Origin of the sequence: Exiguobacterium marinum DSM 16307, from assembly GCF_000620845.1 — a bacterium.
GTDB lineage: Bacteria > Bacillota > Bacilli > Exiguobacteriales > Exiguobacteriaceae > Exiguobacterium > Exiguobacterium marinum.
This window is the reverse complement of record NZ_KK211189.1, coordinates 2,020,415-2,040,784: the sequence shown is the minus strand read 5'-3', so window position 1 is coordinate 2,040,784 and position 20,370 is coordinate 2,020,415. Positions and strand designations below refer to the sequence as shown.

At 47.1% G+C, this 20,370-nt stretch carries 16 protein-coding genes; all 16 read left to right on the top strand.

What is annotated here, in order from left to right:
* Nucleotides 1-35 precede the first annotated feature (35 nt).
* Complete coding sequence (locus tag P400_RS0110815) at nucleotides 36-4,331, top strand: PolC-type DNA polymerase III (RefSeq protein WP_026826215.1); 4,296 nt, start codon at nucleotides 36-38, stop codon at nucleotides 4,329-4,331.
* Nucleotides 4,332-4,450: 119 nt separating this feature from the next.
* Nucleotides 4,451-4,921, top strand: a complete 471-nt coding sequence (rimP, locus tag P400_RS0110810) for a ribosome maturation factor RimP (protein ID WP_026826214.1) — start codon at nucleotides 4,451-4,453, stop codon at nucleotides 4,919-4,921.
* A 14-nt stretch (nucleotides 4,922-4,935) separates the two neighbouring features.
* Nucleotides 4,936-6,099 (top strand): transcription termination factor NusA, encoded by a 1,164-nt coding sequence (gene nusA, locus P400_RS0110805; protein WP_026826213.1) that lies wholly within the window; start codon nucleotides 4,936-4,938, stop codon nucleotides 6,097-6,099.
* Nucleotides 6,096-6,371, top strand: a complete 276-nt coding sequence (gene rnpM, locus P400_RS0110800) for an RNase P modulator RnpM (RefSeq protein WP_200868282.1) — start codon at nucleotides 6,096-6,098, stop codon at nucleotides 6,369-6,371. Before nusA ends, rnpM begins: the two co-directional genes overlap by 4 nt.
* The gene (locus tag P400_RS0110795; protein ID WP_026826211.1) at nucleotides 6,368-6,664 is read left to right on the top strand and encodes a YlxQ family RNA-binding protein; all 297 of its coding nucleotides are present in this window, start codon (nucleotides 6,368-6,370) and stop codon (nucleotides 6,662-6,664) included. The genes rnpM and P400_RS0110795 overlap by 4 nt, the downstream gene beginning before the upstream one ends.
* A 21-nt stretch (nucleotides 6,665-6,685) precedes the next feature.
* Nucleotides 6,686-8,881: a translation initiation factor IF-2 gene (gene infB, locus P400_RS0110790; RefSeq protein WP_026826210.1), complete on the top strand. Its 2,196-nt coding sequence runs from the start codon at nucleotides 6,686-6,688 to the stop codon at nucleotides 8,879-8,881.
* Nucleotides 8,882-8,899: 18 nt separating this feature from the next.
* Nucleotides 8,900-9,247, top strand: a complete 348-nt coding sequence (rbfA, locus tag P400_RS0110785) for a 30S ribosome-binding factor RbfA (RefSeq protein ID WP_026826209.1) — start codon at nucleotides 8,900-8,902, stop codon at nucleotides 9,245-9,247.
* A gap of 42 nt (nucleotides 9,248-9,289) precedes the next feature.
* On the top strand, nucleotides 9,290-10,204 hold the full coding sequence (truB, locus tag P400_RS0110780) for a tRNA pseudouridine(55) synthase TruB (protein ID WP_034771107.1): 915 nt from the start codon (nucleotides 9,290-9,292) through the stop codon (nucleotides 10,202-10,204).
* A gap of 17 nt (nucleotides 10,205-10,221) precedes the next feature.
* Nucleotides 10,222-11,148, top strand: coding sequence for a bifunctional riboflavin kinase/FAD synthetase (locus tag P400_RS0110775; RefSeq protein ID WP_026826207.1), 927 nt, complete (start codon nucleotides 10,222-10,224; stop codon nucleotides 11,146-11,148).
* A gap of 124 nt (nucleotides 11,149-11,272) precedes the next feature.
* On the top strand, nucleotides 11,273-11,542 hold the full coding sequence (rpsO, locus tag P400_RS0110770; protein ID WP_026826206.1) for a 30S ribosomal protein S15: 270 nt from the start codon (nucleotides 11,273-11,275) through the stop codon (nucleotides 11,540-11,542).
* 127 nt (nucleotides 11,543-11,669) lie between these two features.
* Complete coding sequence (pnp, locus tag P400_RS0110765; RefSeq protein ID WP_026826205.1) at nucleotides 11,670-13,886, top strand: polyribonucleotide nucleotidyltransferase; 2,217 nt, start codon at nucleotides 11,670-11,672, stop codon at nucleotides 13,884-13,886.
* Between the two features lie 51 nt (nucleotides 13,887-13,937).
* Nucleotides 13,938-15,155, top strand: a complete 1,218-nt coding sequence (locus P400_RS0110760) for a M16 family metallopeptidase (protein WP_026826204.1) — start codon at nucleotides 13,938-13,940, stop codon at nucleotides 15,153-15,155.
* Between the two features lie 51 nt (nucleotides 15,156-15,206).
* A complete protein-coding gene (locus tag P400_RS0110755; protein WP_235181849.1) occupies nucleotides 15,207-16,700 on the top strand; it encodes a UDP-N-acetylmuramoyl-L-alanyl-D-glutamate--2,6-diaminopimelate ligase in 1,494 nt (497 codons plus the stop codon).
* Between the two features lie 3 nt (nucleotides 16,701-16,703).
* Nucleotides 16,704-17,957: a lipid II:glycine glycyltransferase FemX gene (locus tag P400_RS0110750; RefSeq protein ID WP_026826202.1), complete on the top strand. Its 1,254-nt coding sequence runs from the start codon at nucleotides 16,704-16,706 to the stop codon at nucleotides 17,955-17,957.
* Nucleotides 17,954-18,607, top strand: coding sequence for a M15 family metallopeptidase (locus P400_RS0110745; protein ID WP_026826201.1), 654 nt, complete (start codon nucleotides 17,954-17,956; stop codon nucleotides 18,605-18,607). Before P400_RS0110750 ends, P400_RS0110745 begins: the two co-directional genes overlap by 4 nt.
* A 95-nt stretch (nucleotides 18,608-18,702) precedes the next feature.
* Nucleotides 18,703-20,370, top strand: a complete 1,668-nt coding sequence (locus tag P400_RS0110740) for a ribonuclease J (RefSeq protein ID WP_026826200.1) — start codon at nucleotides 18,703-18,705, stop codon at nucleotides 20,368-20,370.

Genomic DNA, 20,370 nt, shown 5'->3' with positions numbered 1-20,370 from the left:
TTGTCGAATTGGCATGAAGGGGGAAAGATGAACCCGTGGAAGCGAATCAAAAAATGCAATTATTGTTAGGTGACCTTGGGATTACAACAGAGTCAAACGACTTGTTCGACGAGGCAGAACTCTCACGACTCGTCGTCAATAAAAAACGACGTACGTGGACTTTTTATTTTTCATTTCCAGCAGTTTTACCGTACGAGGTGCACCAGTTGTTTATGAGTCGATTAGAAAACCGGTATGCGACGTTCGCGGACGAAGTGTACGCCCGATTCTCAACGACAAAAGGTGGGAGCGAGCAAGACTATATCGATTATTGGCCTAGAATCGTCAGTGAATTGAGTCAAGTGTCTGGTGCGATGCGCGGTTATTTCGGTTCTGTATCTCCTCGTTTTGAGCAGAATAAACTATTGATTCCCGTGCGTTCCGCACCTGAAGCCAGTTACGTGGACAAAGAACTCTGCCAAGAAATCCAAGCGCTTTATAGTGCCTATGGGTTCACGAAAAAACCGTGTCAGGCCCATTTCTCAGAAGATGCCGAGGCAAGTCAGGCCCTTCGCGAACAGGTCGTTCAAGAAGATATCGAACAAGCGAAAATGGCACTTGCTGCCCAATTCGCCAAAGCGACGGAAACAAACGACGAGCCGATTACGGAAATTCGGATGGGTGCGCTCATCAAAGATGAGATTGTACCAATCAAGACGATTATCGAAGAAGAACGACGTGTCGCGATTCGTGGTCTCGTCTTCTCTGCGGAGCGGAAAGAGCTGAAGAGTGGCAAGAAATTGTTCACTTTCAAAATGACCGACTACACCGATTCGTTGATTGTGAAAGTATTTGCGCGCGATGACGATGATGACCGGATGCTCAGTGCTGTCAAAAAAGGGATGTGGATTCAAACGGCTGGTCGGGTCGAAGATGACTCCTTCATGCGTGAATTGTGTATGATGGCATCCCAACTCCAGGAAGTGAAAGTCGAACCGCAGCGTGATGAGTGGGAAGGCGAGAAACGTGTAGAACTTCATGCGCATACACAGATGAGTCAAATGGATGCTGTCACAAATGTGTCTGCTCTTGTCGCGCGTGCAGCGCAATGGGGCCATCGAGCAATCGCAATCACGGATCATGCTGGTGTCCAGGCGTTCCCAGAAGCGTATTATGCTGGAAAAAAGAATGATATCAAAGTGTTATACGGGGTCGAGGCGAATGTCGTCAACGATGGTGTCCCTGTCGCTTATCATGCGACCGATGTAGCGTTAGACGATGCGACTTACGTCGTATTCGACGTCGAGACGACAGGTCTTTCTGCTGTCTATAACAAAATCATCGAACTCGCTGGTGTCAAAATCAAAGATGGAGAGATTATCGACCGGTTTGAGGCGTTCGCTGACCCGAAACATCCCTTATCAGCGACAACAATTGAGTTGACTGGAATCACCGATGATATGGTTCAAGGACAGCCTGACCCGGAAGTCATCACAAAGCAGTTCGTCGACTGGTCTAGAGATAGTATTCTCGTTGCCCACAATGCTTCATTCGATATGGGTTTCCTTGAGGCGACACTTCGAAGTGGTGGTCATGAGCCGGACGACTATCCGGTCATCGATACACTTGAACTAGCCCGTACGTTGATGCCGACATTAAAAAACCATCGGCTGAACACTCTTGCGAAACGATTCGATATCGAATTGACTCAGCATCACCGTGCCATCTATGACGCGGAGGCGACGGCATATTTATTGCTGAAGTTACTAGACCTTGCCAAACAGATGTTCGAAATGACGACGCATCGTTCATTAAATGCGAAAGTCGGGAGTGACGTGTCAAAAATCCGTCCATTCCATGCGACCATCTATGCGAAGAATAAAAAACCTGGACTCCGTCATCTATATGAACTCATTTCGTTATCCCATATTGATTATTTACATCGGATGGCACGGATGCCGCGGTCAGAACTTGTGAAACGCCGAGAAGGGTTACTGATTGGCTCAGCTTGTGACAACGGTGAGATCTTTGATGCCGCCTTGAACAAATCAGACGATGAACTCGAGAAGATGATGTCGTTTTATGACTTTATCGAAATTCATCCGCCGGCGCTCTATCACCACTTGATTGATAAAGAAATCGTTGCAAACGAATTGGAGCTCCGTGAGATTATCAAACGAATCATCCGTGTCGCTGATAAGGCTGGATTACCGGTTTGTGCGACAGGGAATGTGCATTATTTGGATCGCCAGGACCGATCGTATCGGGAAATATTAATTCGTACCCAAGGTGGGGCAAACTTCATTAACACACGAAAAGAATTACCGCACGCCCACTTCCGGACGACAAAAGAAATGATGGAAGAGTTCAAATTTTTGGGAGATGAGTTGGCGCGTGAGATTATCATCACAAACCCGAACGTGATTGCCGACCAAATCGAATCAATTCAGATTATTCCGGATGATCTGTACACGCCAAAAATTGAAGGGGCGGACGATGAGGTTCGAAACATGAGTTATGACATGGCTCGATCGATTTATGGTGACGAGCTACCGGAAATCGTTGAGGCACGTCTCGAGAAAGAATTGAAGTCGATTATCGGACACGGATTTGCAGTCATTTATTTGATTTCACATAAACTCGTTAAAAAATCGTTGGATGATGGATATTTGGTCGGTTCACGTGGGTCGGTCGGATCAAGTCTCGTCGCCACGATGACGGAAATCACCGAAGTCAACCCGTTACCGCCACACTACGTCTGTCCTAACTGTCAACATTCTCACTTCTTCAATGACGGTTCTGTCGGTTCAGGATACGATTTACCGGACAAAGAATGTCCGGAATGTGGGACATGGTATAAAAAAGATGGGCACGACATCCCGTTCGAGACGTTCCTTGGTTTCAAAGGGGACAAAGTACCGGATATTGACTTGAATTTCTCAGGTGAGTATCAGCCGCATGCCCACGCCTATACGAAAGTATTGTTCGGAGAAGAATATGTATATCGTGCAGGAACGATTGGAACGATTGCGGATAAGACGGCTTATGGGTATGTAAAAGGATATGCGACTGAGAACGATAAAATCTACCGTAACGCCGAAGTCGATCGTCTTGTGTCCGGTGTCACCGGTGTGAAACGGACGACGGGTCAGCACCCGGGGGGGATTATCGTCGTACCTGATTATATGGACATCGCCGAAATTTCACCGATTCAATATCCGGCCGATGATAAGTCGTCCGAATGGAAGACAACCCACTTCGACTTCCATTCGATTCACGACAACTTGCTCAAATTAGATATTCTCGGGCACGATGACCCGACCGCCATCCGGATGTTGCAAGATTTGTCCGGCATCGATCCGAAGACAATCCCGACAGATGACCCGACCGTCATGAAAATTTTCTCGTCCCCGGACGTGCTCGGTGTTACACCGGAGCAAATCGAATCGAAAACAGGAACACTCGGGATTCCAGAGTTCGGGACGAAGTTCGTGCGCCAAATGCTCGAAGAGACGAAACCGTCAACGTTCTCAGAACTCGTTCAAATTTCGGGACTGTCCCACGGAACCGACGTTTGGATAGGTAATGCAAACGAGCTAATCTACAACGGCACGTGCGAACTGAAAGACGTGATTGGATGTCGTGACGACATCATGGTTTACTTGATTTATGCGGGTCTTGAACCATCATTCGCCTTTAAAATCATGGAGTCTGTCCGTAAAGGGAAAGGACTCACGGACGAGATGGAGTCCGAGATGCGGGCGAATGATGTGCCGGAATGGTATATCTCGTCTTGTAAGAAAATCAAGTACATGTTCCCTAAAGCGCACGCGACGGCGTACGTGTTGATGGCGGTCCGAATCGCCTACTTCAAAGTGCATCACCCGATCCTTTACTATGCGACATATTTTACCGTTCGAGCAGGAGACTTTGACTTGTCCGCCATGATCAAAGGTCCCCAAGCTGTAAAGAAAGCGATGTCGGATATTCGTGAAAAAGGGTTTGATGCGACCGCGAAAGATAAAGGACTTCATACCGTCCTCGAACTCGCGTTAGAGATGCTAGAGCGAGGAATGAAATTTCAAAACATCGACTTGTACCGATCGAGTGCAACCGAGTTTTTGATTGAAGACAATACGCTGATTCCACCGTTTAATGCAGTCGACGGACTTGGCACGAATGCTGCGAAAGCGATTGTCGAGGTGAGGGAAGAAGGGCAGTTCCTGTCAAAAGAAGATTTACGGAAACGAGCGAAACTGTCAAAAACGGTCATTGAGACACTCGATACGATGAAATGTCTCGAAGGCTTGCCTGATGAGAACCAACTCTCATTCTTTGATTTTGGGGTGTAAGTTGCGAATTATCGGGAAAATATGATATATTAGTATCGAACAAAGTTGGATACTACGACGGAAAGGAGTAGGGAACCCTACTCCTTTCTTGTATGTAAAAGCCAGAAGGAGGGATGAGAGTGTCCAAAATAACAGAAGTCGTTGAATCGATTGCGTCGCCAATCGTCGAACGAGAAAACATGGAATTGGTCGATGTGGAATTCGTAAAAGAGGGTCCTGACTGGTTCTTGCGTGTCTATATCGATAAACCAGGGGGCGTCGATTTAGACGATTGCGTCAATATCAATGAACAACTCTCGGAAAAACTGAACGAATCCGATCCGATTGAACAGGCTTATTATCTTGATGTCTCGAGTCCTGGTGCGGAGCGTCCGCTGAAAAAGCCGAGCGATTTTGAACGTGCGGTAGGCAAAAACGTCTACATGAAAACGTTCGCTCCGATCGATGGTGCCAAAGAGTTTGAAGGAATTTTGACGGCATATGATGGGGAAACGGTCGTGATCGAGACGCGCATCAAGACAAGAAAAAAAGCGGTATCGCTACCGGTAGACAAAATTGCACAAGCCCGCTTAGCGGTCACGTTTAGTTAAGGAGAGGGAAGAAGATGGGTCCACAATTACTCACTACAATCGATCAGATTGCCAAAGAAAAAGGAATCGACAAAAATATTATTATCGAAGCACTCGAACAAGCGCTCATTTCTGCATATCGTCGCAACGTGGCGAATCCGAATGAGCACGTGAAAGTCGAGTTCGACCAGGTGACGGGAGATATCCGTGTCTACGCACTACTAGAAGTCGTAGAGCGACTCACACAACCAGATCAACAGCTCTCACTCGAAGAGGCACACGAAATCGATCCGAACTATGAGCTTGGTGATTTTCATAAAGAAGAAGTCACACCAAGTGATTTCGGACGTGTCGCAGCGATGACCGCAAAACAAGTGGTTACACAAAAAATGCGTGAAGCCGAACGCGAACGCATCTACAACCACTTCGCGGACAAAGAAGACGAAATCATGACTGGAATCGTGGAACGTTTTGACCCGCGCAACTTGTATATCGGTTTAGAAAACAACATTGAAGCGGTCCTTACACCGAATGAACAGATGCCAAATGAGTCATACCAGATTCATGACCGAATTAAAGTATACGTTACAAAAGTTGATTCGACGACAAAAGGATCTGGTGCAGCGATTCAAGTATCACGTACGCATCCTGGACTTTTGCGCCGTCTATTTGAACTTGAAGTGCCTGAGATTTCAAACGGGACAGTCGACGTCATGTCTGTATCGCGTGAAGCAGGTGACCGTTCGAAAATCGCTGTTCATTCGGATATCGTCGATCCGGTCGGGGCGTGTGTTGGACCGAAAGGACAGCGTGTCCAAACGATTGTCGATGAGTTGAACGGTGAGAAAATTGATATCGTTCGCTGGTCTGAAGACCCAAAAGAGTTTGTCCGTAATGCACTTAGCCCGGCTCAAGTCGTTGCCGTATATGTCAATGAACCGGCGAAATCAACAACGGTCGTCGTACCAGATTATCAATTGTCTCTCGCAATCGGGAAACGTGGGCAGAACGCACGCCTTGCTGCGAAATTGACAGGATGGAAAATCGACATTAAGAGTGAAACGGATGCGGAAGCACTCGACTTGTTCGATACGTTCGCTGAAAAAGTTGAATCCGAATCAGAAATTGTTCAAAATGAAGTTGAACAAGACTTATCAAATGCTACAGTTGAAACGACTGCGGTGAAAGAAGAGGAATGACCATGAAGCAAAAGAAACTTCCTTTGCGTAAGTGTGTGGTCACACAAGAAATGCTCCCGAAAAAAGAATTGATTCGTGTCGTTCGAACGCCTGAAGGTGACGTAGTCATCGATCAGACGGGCAAAGTGAACGGTCGTGGGGCTTACTTATCAAAAGATATCGATGTTGTTCGTCAAGCAGAGAAAAAACGGACGCTCGACCATCACTTGAAAGTAAAGACGAACGATGACTTGTATGAACAGTTGAAAACTGTCGCAGGTGACGAATCATGAGTCAGTGGGAATCATTGTTAGGCCTTGCTGCTCGAGCGAGGAAAGTAACGATGGGAGAAGAGTTTGTATTGAAGGATGTCCGAGCGGGCCGTGCCAAGCTCGTCATTCTAGCCGGAGATGCAGGGGCCTCGACGAAAAAACGAGTCTCTGACAAGTGTGCGTCTTATCAAGTGCCATTGATTGAAGTGAGCGATCGCTACACAATCGGCGCTGCACTTGGTAAAGATATGCGTGTCGTCGTATCGGTCACGGAATCCGGATTTGCGAACAAGCTTAAGCAACTTCTCTCTTAACTATTAATGGAGGTGGATGCTTTGGGAAAACGCGTCTATGAATTTGCAAAAGAACAGAATGTAACGAGTAAACAAGTCATTACTCAATTAGAAAAATTGAACAAATCGGTGAAAAATCACATGGCCGTCCTCGACGAGGAAACGGTAAAACAGTTAGACCGAGTGTTCAATCCTGAGAAATATCGTGCCGAGAAACAAGCTGAATCAAAACCGGCTTCAACTTCGAACGAACCGAAGCAAGAGAAAAAAGAAGCTCCAAAAGCACGTCCGCAAGCGGGGCAACAAAACCGTGGCGGTCAAAACAATCGCGGTGGTCAAAACCGTTACAACGACCCACGCAATAAAAAACGTGGAAAAGGGAAAGGCAAAGGCAAACCAGTAAAAGCTGCCATCCCACAAGAAGCCGATCCAAACTCGAAGACGAGCCAACGGAAAGCGGCTCGACTCGCGCAAGAGGCCGAGATGGGTAACGTCATCAAATATGAAGATGTACTCAGCGTTTCAGATCTTGCAGAAAAAATGAACAAAAAGCCGAACGAAATCATCATGAAATTGATGGGGCTTGGTGTGATGGCTACGATTAACCAAACGCTCGATGACGAGACAATTGAGTTACTCGCAACCGAGTTCGGTTATGAAGTCGAAAAAGAAGTTGTCGTAGATGAGACGGACTTTGAAACAGTTGAGGTTGACTTCTCGCAATATGATCTTGAAGAGCGCCCGGCTGTCGTTACAATCATGGGTCACGTTGACCACGGGAAAACAACGCTTCTTGACTCGATTCGCAACACGAAAGTCGTAGCAGGAGAAGCTGGTGGAATCACGCAACATATCGGGGCGTATCAGGTTTCTGTTAACGATAAGAAAATCACATTCCTTGATACACCAGGTCACGCGGCGTTCACAACGATGCGTGCCCGCGGTGCGGAAGTGACAGATATCGCCATCATCGTCGTAGCTGCTGACGATGGCGTCATGCCACAGACAGAAGAAGCAATCTCACACGCGAAAGCGGCGAACGTTCCAATCATCGTTGCGGTGAACAAAATGGATAAAGAAGGCGCAAACCCTGACCGTGTCAAACAAGAATTGACAGAGTTCGGTCTCATTCCTGAAGAGTGGGGTGGCGAAACAATCTTCGTTCCAATTTCTGCGATTAAAGGCGAAGGAATTGACGAGTTGCTCGAGATGATTCTCCTCGTATCTGAAGTTGAAGAGTACAAGTCAACACCTGAAATGCCAGCTCGTGGTTCAGTCATCGAAGCAAAACTCGATAAAGGACGCGGACCGGTCGCTACACTGCTCGTTCAACACGGTACACTTCGCATCGGAGATCCAATCGTCGTCGGTAGCACGTTCGGTCGAGTACGGGCAATGGTCAACGATATTGGCCGCCGTGTGAAACAAGTCGGTCCATCAACGCCGATTGAAATCACAGGTTTGAACGATGTTCCACAAGCCGGTGACCAGTTCATCGTCTTTGAAGATGAGAAAAAAGCACGTGCAATCGGAGAGAAACGTTACCAACGTTACCTCGAGTCACAGCGCCGTGAATCAGCGAAAGTAAGTCTTGATGACTTGTTCAGCCGCATTCAAGAAGGTGAAGTGAAAGATTTGAACGTGATCATCAAAGCGGACGTTCAAGGTTCAGCAGAAGCATTGGCTGGGTCACTCCGCAAAATTGATGTAGAAGGCGTCAAAGTCAATATCGTCCACCAAGGTGTCGGTGCAATCACAGAAGGTGACGTGATCCTCGCATCAGCGGCAAACGCCGTGATTATCGGATTCAACGTTCGTCCTGACGGAAACGCCCGTTCAATGGCTGAACAAGAAAATGTTGAAATGCGTCTTCACCGCATCATTTACAACGCGATCGAAGAAATTGAGAGCGCGATGAAAGGTATGCTTGATCCAGAATTCGTCGAAGAAATCACTGGTCAAGTTGAAGTCCGTGATGTCTTCAAAGTATCGAAAGTCGGTACGATTGCAGGTTGTTATGTGACAGAAGGTAAAATCACACGTGACGCAGGTGTCCGTGTCATTCGTAACGGAATCGTCGTGTACGAAGGTAAACTCGATACACTTCGCCGCTACAAAGATGACGTGAAAGAAGTTGCGACAGGGTATGAGTGTGGGATTAAAGTAGAGAAGTTTGATGACATCAAAGTAGAGGATGTCATCGAAGCGTTCGTCATGAAAGAAATCGAACGTAAATAATGTGAGGAGGGATCACGTATGAATATTCGTGCCCAACGTGTCGCCGAGCAAATGCGTAAAGAAATTACAGACGTCTTGTTACGGGAAGTCAGTGACCCGCGCACTAAAAACGCTACAATCACGAGCGTTGACGTGACGGGGGACTTACAGCAAGCAACGGTCTATTATACGGTGCTCGGTGATGAGGAAGATGTGAAAGCAGAAACGCAAGCAGGTCTCGACAAAGCGAAAGGATTTATCCGTCGCGAAATCGGGAACCGCATCCGTCTTCGGAAAACACCAGAAATCTCGTTTGAATACGACTCATCAGTCGCATATGGTACGCATATCGATTCATTGATTCGTGATTTGAACAAAGATCAATAAGTAGAAGGGGAGACGTCGTTCTCCCTTTTTTTATATGGAGGGATGAAATTGGAACCGAACGGAGTGCTCGTACTCGATAAGGATCGTGGCATGACAAGTCATGACTGCGTATTTAAATTACGAAAATTGTTTCATACGAAAAAAGTGGGTCATACGGGTACGCTTGACCCGGAAGTGACGGGCGTATTACCCATCTGTTTAGGACGAGCGACAAAACTCTCCCGCTTTTTGACGGATGAAGGAAAACGTTATGTGGCCGAAGTGACGATTGGGACCGCGACGATGACTGAGGACGCTCATGGTGAGGTCGTTGAACAGAAGTTGATTGCAGAAAACGAATTGGATGAAGACCAAATCGATGAAGTGATGAGTCGACTGATCGGGACCATTGAACAGGTTCCACCGTACTACTCGGCGGTCAAAGTGAATGGGAAGAAACTGTATGAGTACGCGCGAAAAGGACAAACGGTCGAACGTCCCCGTCGCATGGTCGAGATACATCGTTTGGAACGCACAAGTGCGTTGACGTTTGAAGACGGTGTGTGCCGATTCCGAATGGAAATCGATTGTGGGAAAGGGACGTATATTCGAACGCTCGCTGTACAAATCGGGGAGAAGCTCGGTTACCCTGCCCACATGAGTGAACTTCGTCGCACGAGCTCTGGGTCGTTCGAGGAAAGCGGTGCGGTATCGCTCGATGCCTTACAAGCATTCGACACAGTCGAGGAGCGAATGGCACATGTCGTGCCGCTTGAGGACGTGATCAAGCGTTGGCCGGCCATTACAATTCCAAAGAATAGAGAACGTTATATTCGGAACGGTGGGAAACTGAACGGCATTTCGCTCGAATTTGATTTATTTACTGTCTATAATGAAGAAGGAATCCCTCTTGCTTTATATCGAAGACAAGATGGAACGACAGACGCTACAGTCGAGGTCATGCTGGCCATCGACTAAGGGGGAATTTTGACAGTATGGAAACAAGACATCTCACTTATCCAGATACACCAGACGCGTATCCATCCGTCATGGTACTCGGCTTTTTTGATGGTGTCCATAAAGGGCATCAAGCTGTGATTTCACATGCCAAACGTGTGGCAGCTGAACATAACCTTCCGGTGACGGTCGTCACGTTCGACCCACATCCGAAGCAAGTGCTCTCAAATAAACCGGATGCAGTGCGCTATATCACGCCGTTATCCCGAAAATTGAAACGCATTGAAGCGCTCGGGGTGGAACGTTGTCTCGTCTTAACGTTTACAAAAGAATTGGCTGGACTTTCTCCGCAACAGTTTGTTGATGATTATTTAATCGGCGCGGGGGCTGTACATGTGACGGCAGGATTTGACTATTCGTATGGCAAATTCGGAGAAGGGACGATGGAGACGCTGCCTTATCATGCGCGTGATCAATTCACAACGTCTGTCGTCACAGAACAGACGAGGCATGGAGAAAAAGTGTCTTCAACCCGAATCCGTAAGTTATTGGCAGAGGGGCAAGTCGAAGCGGCCCACGAACTACTTGGTGCTCCCTATGTCATCTGTGGTGAAGTTATACATGGAGATGCTAGAGGACGTACAATTGGATTTCCAACAGCGAACGTCTTGATGGATGCTTCTTATGTCATGCCACGTCTAGGTGTTTATGCGACACGAGTCAAGCTTCAAGATGGTCGGACGTTCTATGCTATGACAAATGTTGGACGTCGCCCGACGTTTTACGAGACGGGAGCGGTCTCCGTCGAAAGTCATCTGTTTGATTTTTCAGAGGATTTATATGGGCAAGTCATTGAAATCGAATGGATTCAATTTATCCGTAACGAACGCGCATTTGATGGCTTGGATGCATTGGTCGCACAGCTCAAACAAGATGAGGTGTCGGCCCGTTCAATCCTATCTTGACTTTATATGGCGGGTACGCTATCCTTGTCAAGTACGCAAAGTACACCGTTTCGCTTGGCTGGACGATTCACCAACGCCGGCTCGGCAACGCGGCAATTTTTTATTAAATGGAGGTGGAGAGGCAATGGCACTCTCAAAAGAACGTAAAAACGAAATTATCGCGGATTTCGCGACAAAACAAGGTGACACTGGTTCACCGGAAGTACAAGTGGCAGTGTTGACTGAACAAATCAACACATTGAACGACCACCTTCGTACACACAAGAAAGACCACCACTCACGTCGCGGTCTCTTGAAAATGGTTGGACGTCGTCGTAACTTGCTTACGTACCTTCGTAACAAGGACGTTACGCGCTACCGTGAATTGATTCAACGCCTCGGTCTCCGTCGTTAATCGATCGAGACTGTTCAACGGGCTGGGACAACGTCCTAGTCCGTTTCTTCTTTTTAAAGAAAATGATTAGACATTCGTAGGAATGAGTTACATAATAAACTAGATAAGGTTTGAGAGGAGAATGTACATGTTAGGTACGAAACAAGTATTCTCTACAGAATGGGGCGGACGCCCATTGTCTGTAGAGGTCGGTCAACTTGCGAAGCAAGCAAACGGCTCAGCGCTCGTTCGCTATGGTGACACGGTCGTCCTTGCGACTGTAACAGCTTCAAAAGCACCAAAAGATTTAGACTTTTTCCCATTGACGGTCAACTATGAGGAGAAACTTTACTCGGTCGGTAAAATTCCAGGTGGATTCCTCCGCCGTGAAGGTCGTCCAGGTGAAAACGCGATTTTGACATCGCGTCTCATCGATCGTCCAATTCGTCCACTCTTCCCAGATGGATTCCGTCATGATATTCAAGTCATGATTTATGTCATGTCGAACGACCCGGATTGTTCAGCTGAAATGGCGGGAATGCTCGGTACGTCGATCGCACTCTCGATTTCAGACATCCCGTTCGATGGCCCGATTGCTGGAGCGACGGTCGGACGTGTTGACGGTGAGTTCGTCGTTAACCCGACGACAGCTCAGCTCGAACAGACGGACCTCGAACTCCAAGTCGCCGGAACGGCAGATGCGATCAACATGGTTGAAGCAGGCGCGAACGAAGTACCAGAAGACGTCATGCTCGAGTCAATTCTGTTCGGTCATGAAGAAATCAAGAAACTAGTTGCGTTCCAATCAGAGATCGTAGAGGCTGTTGGGAAACCGAAGTTCGAATACACGGTATCGAAATTTGATGACGCCTTAACAGAAGAACTCGAGGCGGCTCGTCCAGAAATCAACGCCGCGGTCCAAGTCGAAGAAAAACATGCACGTGACGAAGCAATCAATGAAGTGATCGCTAAATACGTAGCTGCCTATGAAGAGACGCTCGCCGATGAACCAGCCAAGTTGAAAGAAGTGTCTGGCATTTTGAACAAATTCGTTAAAGACGAAGTCCGCCGTTTGATTACGGTCGACAAAGTTCGTCCGGACGGTCGTCGCCCGGAAGTCATCCGCCCGCTCGCATCAGAAACTGGCTTATTGCCACGTGCACATGGTGTTGGTCTCTTCACACGCGGTCAAACGCAAGTCATGTCGGTGGCAACGCTTGGCGTGATTGGTGACGCACAAATCATCGACGGAATCGGTTTGGAAGAGAATAAGCGCTTTATGCACCACTATAACTTCCCGCCGTTCTCAGTCGGAGAAGCACGTCCGGTCCGCGCACCAGGTCGTCGAGAAATTGGTCACGGGGCACTCGGTGAACGAGCACTTCTACCGATTATTCCGAAAGAAGCAGACTTCCCGTACACGATTCGTCTCGTTTCGGAAGTACTCGAATCAAATGGCTCGAGTTCACAGGCGTCAATCTGTGGATCGACGCTCGCTTTGATGGATGCAGGTGTGCCAATCAAAGCGCCGGTCGCTGGAATCGCCATGGGTCTCATCATGGAAGGTGAACACTACACGGTCTTGACAGATATTCAAGGACTTGAAGATCACCTCGGCGATATGGACTTCAAAGTTGCTGGAACGAAAGACGGAATCACGGCTCTTCAAATGGATATTAAGATTGCGGGAATCACGCGCGAAATCTTAGAGGAAGCCCTTGAGCAGGCACGTGCTGGTCGTCTACACATTCTTGATCATATGCTTGAAACGTTAGAGGCACCACGTACGCAACTATCGAAATATGCACCGAAGATTGTGACGATGACAATCAATCCGGATAAAATCCGCGATGTCATTGGACCGGGTGGTAAAATGATCAACAGCATCATCGATCAAACTGGTGTCAAAATTGACATTGAACAAGATGGTACAGTATTCATCGCCTCGACCGACCAGGAAGGGATCGATCTTGCCATGTCATTGATTGGGGATATCGTTCGCGAAGTCGTCGTTGGGGAAGTATTCGACGCAACGGTTCGCCGCATCGAGAAGTTCGGCGCATTCGTCGAGCTCTTCAAAGGAAAAGATGCACTCGTACACGTTTCAGAGTTCAGCCTTGAGCGTGTTGCGAACGTCGAGGATGTGGTGAAACTCGGTGATACGATTCAAGTCAAAGTCACAGAAATCGATGATAAAGGTCGTGTCAACGCATCACATAAAGCGCTCATCTTAGAAGGATTGTCTCCTGAAGAGCGTGAGGCTTACGAAGCGAAACGGAAGGCTGCACGTGAAAGCCGTCCACCTCGCGAAGGCCGTCCGCCACGTCGTGACGGGGACCGTCGTCCACCGCGCTCGACAAATTAATTATTCTGGCCATCGTCTTGGTGCGATGGCCTTTTTCATAGGAGTGAGAACATGGAATGGATGACACTAGAGAACGGTGTACGCATCATCATCGAACCAATCGAGGGTTCGCGCAGCACTTCAACCGGTGTGTTTATTAAAGCCGGCACACGCACGGAATCGTTTGAAAATATCGGCATCAGCCATTTGATTGAGCATATGTTGTTCAAAGGAACGAAAACGAAAAACGCAAAAGAGATTGCTTCTTTTTTCGATGAACTTGGTGGAAGTGTCAACGCCTTCACCTCGAAAGACCATACGTGTTTCTATGTGAAGACGCTCGATGAACATGCGGTCATGGCGCTTGATGTGTTGACGGATATGTTGTTCGAGTCGGTGCTTGACGAAAACGAACTCGAAAAAGAAAAACGTGTCGTCGTGGAAGAAATTAAAATGTACGAAGACACGCCAGAAGATCTCGTGCACGAATTACTGGCTATCGCGGCATATCGGGATGACCTACTCGCCCAACCAATTCTTGGAACGGAGGAGAGTGTCAATCGATTGACACGAGACCAACTCGTTGACTATTTGCAAGAACGCTATACAGCAGAAGAAATTGTCGTCTCGATTGCAGGGAATATATCCAACGAGTTGATTGATGCCGTGAAGGGTAGGTTTGCCAACATCCCTTCTAGGGAATCTTCGAAACAACTCAATCAACCGGAGCTATTCCATGATACCGTGACAAAACAGAAGGAAACAGAACAGGCGCACCTATGTTGGAACTATGGAGCAATTTCAGCGACGGATGAACGGTTACCACACTTGGCACTGATGAATAACGCAATCGGCGCGACGATGTCCTCGAGACTGTTTCAGTCGATTCGTGAAGAGGAAGGCTTGGCCTATTCAATCTACTCTTACTACACGACATTCGCTGATCATGGCACCTTTACCATCTATGTCGGAACATCATCCGATACGTTAAAGCAAGTCGAAGTCATTCTCGAAAGAGAGTTAACCCGACTCGTCGAAGAAGGATTGACGGATGAAGAGGTGGATAAAGGCAAGCGGCAATTGAAAGGTTCTCTCGTGCTTGGAAACGAAAGCTCGAGCGCACGTATGAATCGCAATGGACGAAACTTGCTCTTACTTGACGAAGTTGAACCGATTGAACACGTGATTCAAAAAGTAGAACGCATCGAAGTCGAAGAGGTCAATGCATTGATTCGTGAAGTGCTTCAACAGCAACCAGCGAAATCATATGTCCTCCCGAACGAAGGGTGACTTGAAACCGAATTGTAAGTTCTCTACACTGATTAAGAGGTATTCTTTAGTGTGGATAGGATACAGGTGAAAGAAGGGAAAGACTTGAACTTAACGGATTTAGTGAAGACGATACAACTAATTAATCAACCAAATCTTGAAGGCATCATAGTGACGCATGTGACGACCGATTCGCGAGAAGTAGTTCCGGGAACGTTGTTTGTCGCCATCAAAGGTTATACGGTCGATGGCCATGAATACGCGGCGCAAGCGGTGAAACGAGGAGCGGTAGCGGTTGTCAGTGAACGCCCACTCGAGCTAACGGTTCCAAACTTAATTGTACGTGATAGCTCACGTTCAGTCGGACTACTGGCTTCAGCTTTTTATCAGTATCCCTCTGAACAGATGCGACTGTTCGGGATTACGGGAACTAATGGGAAAACAACGACGACGACGATCTTACGTGATGTTCTTGACGTCCTTGGGCATTCGACCGGATTGATTGGAACTGTCGAAGTACGTATTAATGACAACATTGTTCCAAGTAAAAATACAACACCTCAAAGTTCAGAGCTTCAACAGTTGCTTGCACAAATGCGTGACGAAGGCGTGACTGATGTCATGATGGAAGTGTCATCACACGGTCTTGAGCTTGGTCGTGTCATCGGAACGGATTTTGACATCGTAGGATTCACAAATTTGACGCATGACCACTTGGATTTTCATGGTACGTTCGAAAATTACGCGCGTGCGAAAGGATTGCTTTTTGCACAACTCGGTCAAATGGCTTCACGGGGAAAAGTAGCCGTCTTGAACGCAGACGATGCCCAAAGTGCGCTCTACGAAACGATGACCGGTGCTAAAGTATTGACATATGGAATCGATACACTAGCGGACTTGATGGCATCGGACATTGAACAGACACTCTCTCAGACGAGTTTTGTGTTGAACTACCAAGGCATACGTCTCCCGGTGACCGTACAGTTTATCGGTCGGTTCAACGTATACAATCTGTTGCTTGCGACAGGTTGTCTTCTCGCTGCCGGATATTCGCTTGAGAGAATCGCTGAAGCACTTGAAACGATTCATCCTGCCAAAGGACGAATGCAACGCCTAGACGTCCCGGGTTATAATGTATACGCAGACTATGCGCATACACCAGATGGAATCGAACAGTGTTTGAAGTCCCTCGTTGGCGTACCAAAAGAGAAGATTGTCTTTTTAATTGGGACCGGTGGAAACCGTGATGTCACGAAACGCCCGGCGATGGGTGAGATGGCATCGACCTACGCTGGAACCGTCATCATCACGACAGATGATCCACGCTTCGAAGCGTACGAATCCATCACGAACGGCATCGCGGCTGGAATGACTCATGACAGTTATGTCGAGATTGGTGATCGTGAAGAGGCAGTTCGTTATGCGGCAAGTTTAGCCAAAGCGGATAATATCATCGTATTAGCAGGAAAAGGGCATGAAAAGTATCAGATTATCGGAAATGAAAAGTTGCCGCTCGATGAAGAGGCGATTGTCCGAGCAACCATTTTGAATACGGAGGAATCGTGATTTATGGCAGTACAATCAATTACGTTGACAGAAAAAGAACATGACGACTTCGTCAAAACGCATGACCGTGGTGATTTATTGCAACTGTCGAGTTGGGGAGATGTGAAGCGCCAAAATGGATGGACATCAGAGCGCATCGCTGTAGCGCGTGATGGAGCGACGACCGGTGCCGCTCTGCTTTTATTTAAACGTGTTCCAAAATTACCATTTACTTTATGTTATGCACCTCGTGGTTTTGTCGTGGACTATGACGACTTGGCATCTCTTCAAGCACTTGTGAATGAAGCAAAACGTGTTGCGACGGCACATAAAGCCATCGTGATTAAAATTGACCCAAATATTGATCGTGACGAGATGCCTGGTCTATTGACGGAAATGGATGCGATTGGATTTAAACATAAAGGCTATGGTGGCGGATTTGACTATGCACAGCCCCGTTTCACGATGGAAACAGATTTACGTCCAAGCGAGAAAGATATTTTTGCGAAATTCCATCACAAGTTCAGATATAATGTTCGGTTAGCTGAAAAGAAAGGCATTGTCTGTACAGAAGTCGATCGTGATGGACTCAAGACGTTCGCTAATCTGATGAAAGTGACAGGAGAGCGTGATGGTTTCGCCACTCGAGGTCTCGATTATTTTGAAAACCTATACGATTGTCTACAACCGAATGATGCTCGTCTATTTTTAACCAAACTTGAGCCGAAAATTGCGCTTGAACAGCAACAAGCAACACTCGAAAAAGCGAAAAAAGAGTTGAGTAAAATCGAACGGGGGTTAGAGAAGGAGACGCTCGAAAAGAAACGAACGAGCCTTCTTAACCGCAAAGAGCAGACAGAAGCGCAAATTCAAAAAGCCGAACAAGCGTTACCTGAGCTCGTTGAACTAGACCAGACATATCCGAATGGAATCGTCTTGTCGGGTGGGTTATTGACACTTGCAGGACGTCGCTCGTATTACTTATACGGTGCCTCATCCAATGAATTCCGTGAATTCATGCCAAACCACTTGATGCAGTGGACAATGATGAAGGCAGCTAAGGAGAGCGGTGCAGAGCGATATGACTTCGGTGGAGTATCGGGAAGTACTGACCCAAATGATGAATATGCAGGTCTATATGCCTTCAAGTCTGGATGGGGAAGTGACATGATTGAGAAGGTCGGGGAATTTGATCTCGTCTTAAATCGTCCTTTCTATATGGCACTCGAAAAAGGTTTGCCAATCCTTAAAGGATTACGTAAACGGTTAAGAAGATGAGATGGACAGGTGTGTTATCACTTGCGATGGTCGCCTTCTTGATTGGAATTACGCTAGCTTATTTTTATATGCAACCTGAACCGGTACCATGGGTGGACGAACCTACGTTTGAGGCGGATATGTGTGTGCGGAACAAAGAGGCGGAGGACGCCGTGTTAGCGAGGACAAAGATTGAATTTGACCGTTTACATCCACAAGTCGTGAATCGAGGAGTCTCGTTCATACGATTAGCGCAATCTTGTCTAGACCTTGAAGTACGACTCACATCAGGATATCGCTCGGCGAAGGAACAAAATGCTTTGTATGCACAAGGTCGGTCTGAACCAGGACAAGTTGTGACGAATGCCAAAGCGGGTCAAAGTTATCATAACTATGGACTTGCGATTGATTTCGTCATTATCCATAACAACAAGGTGGACTATGATTTGAACACTGACCGCAATCGAAATGATGTACCGGATTGGCAAGAACTCGGGGAATTAGGGAAGGCGCTTGGCTTCGAATGGGGCGGTGACTGGAACTCATTTCCGGACTATCCTCACCTCCAAATGGACTTTGGCTTGTCAATCCGACAACTTATCGCAGGGAAACGACCTGACAAAGAAGCGGTTGTACCGATTGCCGATGCACTAAAGCCTCTATTAGATTGAACGGAAATGTTGGCAATGAAGCCGTTTTCCGCTACAATATTCAGTAGCGATAAGGGGACGAAACAGAATATGAATCAATTAGGAGGTTTTTGTTAGTGTCTAAAAAGAAGACAGAGAATATTAGCGTCTTTGCGCTTGGAGGCGTAGGCGAAATCGGGAAGAACATGTACGTCGTGGAGCTAGACGACGACATCTTCGTCATCGATGCCGGACTCATGTTTCCAGGCGATGAGATGCTTGGGATTGACATTGTCATCCCAGACATCACCTATTTAAAAGAAAACAAAGATCGCGTACGAGCAATTTTCATCACACACGGTCACGAAGACCATATCGGTGGACTCAGCTACGTGCTACGCGATTTGAAGCACGTTCCGGTATACGGAACGAAGTTAACTCTTGGGTTGATTGAATTGAAATTAAAAGAGGCTGGTTTGTTAAAAGAAGTCGACCTTCGCATGATTGACGCCAAAACGAAATTGACTATCGCTGATCATTTCATCACATTCTTCCGCGTCAATCACTCGATTCCCGACTGTGTCGGTGTTTGTATTCAAACATCTCAAGGTGCAATCGTCCATACCGGAGATTTTAAGTTTGATTATACACCGGTCGACGGTAAGCAATCCGACTTTAACAAGTTAGCGGCGATTGGACAACGTGGGGTTCTCGCTCTACTTTCAGATTCGACAAATGCAGAGCGACCGGGACAAACTGGTTCTGAATCGCTCGTCGGTGCTGAATTGAACGACGTCATCTATCAAGCCGAAGGCCGTGTCATCGTGGCATCGTTCGCATCGAACGTCCATCGCTTGCAACAAGTATTCGCGGCAGCGGAAGCAAATGACCGTAAAGTGGCGGTTGTAGGTCGTAGTATGGTCAATATCGTCGAAGTTGCTCAAAAATTAAACTACCTTCGTTTCAAGGCGAAGACACTCGTCGAATTGTCGCAAGTGAATCGACTGCCGGATAATAAAGTCGTCATTTTAACAACGGGATCTCAAGGAGAGCCAATGGCAGCATTGACTCGTATGGCACGTAATGCGCACAAACAAGTCAACATTCGTTTGAACGATACGGTTGTCATTGCCGCTACTCCGATTCCCGGGAATGAGAAGTCAGTTTCGAAGACGATTGATTTATTATTCCGCTCTGGTGCGAACGTCATTTATAACCAACGTAAAGTTCACGTATCAGGGCACGGTTCGGCAGAAGAGTTGAAGTTGATGCTCAACCTCGTCAAACCGAAATACTTCTTACCGATTCACGGTGAATATCGTATGCAAATGGCGCACTCAAAACTTGCTGAACAAGTAGGTGTAAAATCAAACAATATCTTCATCGTTGAAAAAGGTGATGTCGTTGAGTTTACAGGTCGAAAAGCCCGGATGAGCCGAAAAGTTCCTGCTGGTAATGTCTTGATTGACGGAATCGGCGTCGGCGATGTCGGAAACATCGTTCTTCGTGATCGTCGATTATTGTCACAAGATGGAGTTGTCCTTTGTGTCGTCACATTGAATCGAAAACAGAAGAAATTGATTTCAGGACCTGAACTCATCTCACGTGGATTCGTGTATATGCGAGAGTCGGAAGAGATGATTTCAGAGGCAAACCGTATTGTCACGAAACAGATTGAAAAGAGTCTGCAAGCTGGCAGTGACTGGACCGAATTGAAATCAAATATCCGCGAGCGACTAAGCGTCTTCTTGTTTGAACAGACGAAACGTCGTCCGATGATCTTGCCGATCATCATGGAGATTTAA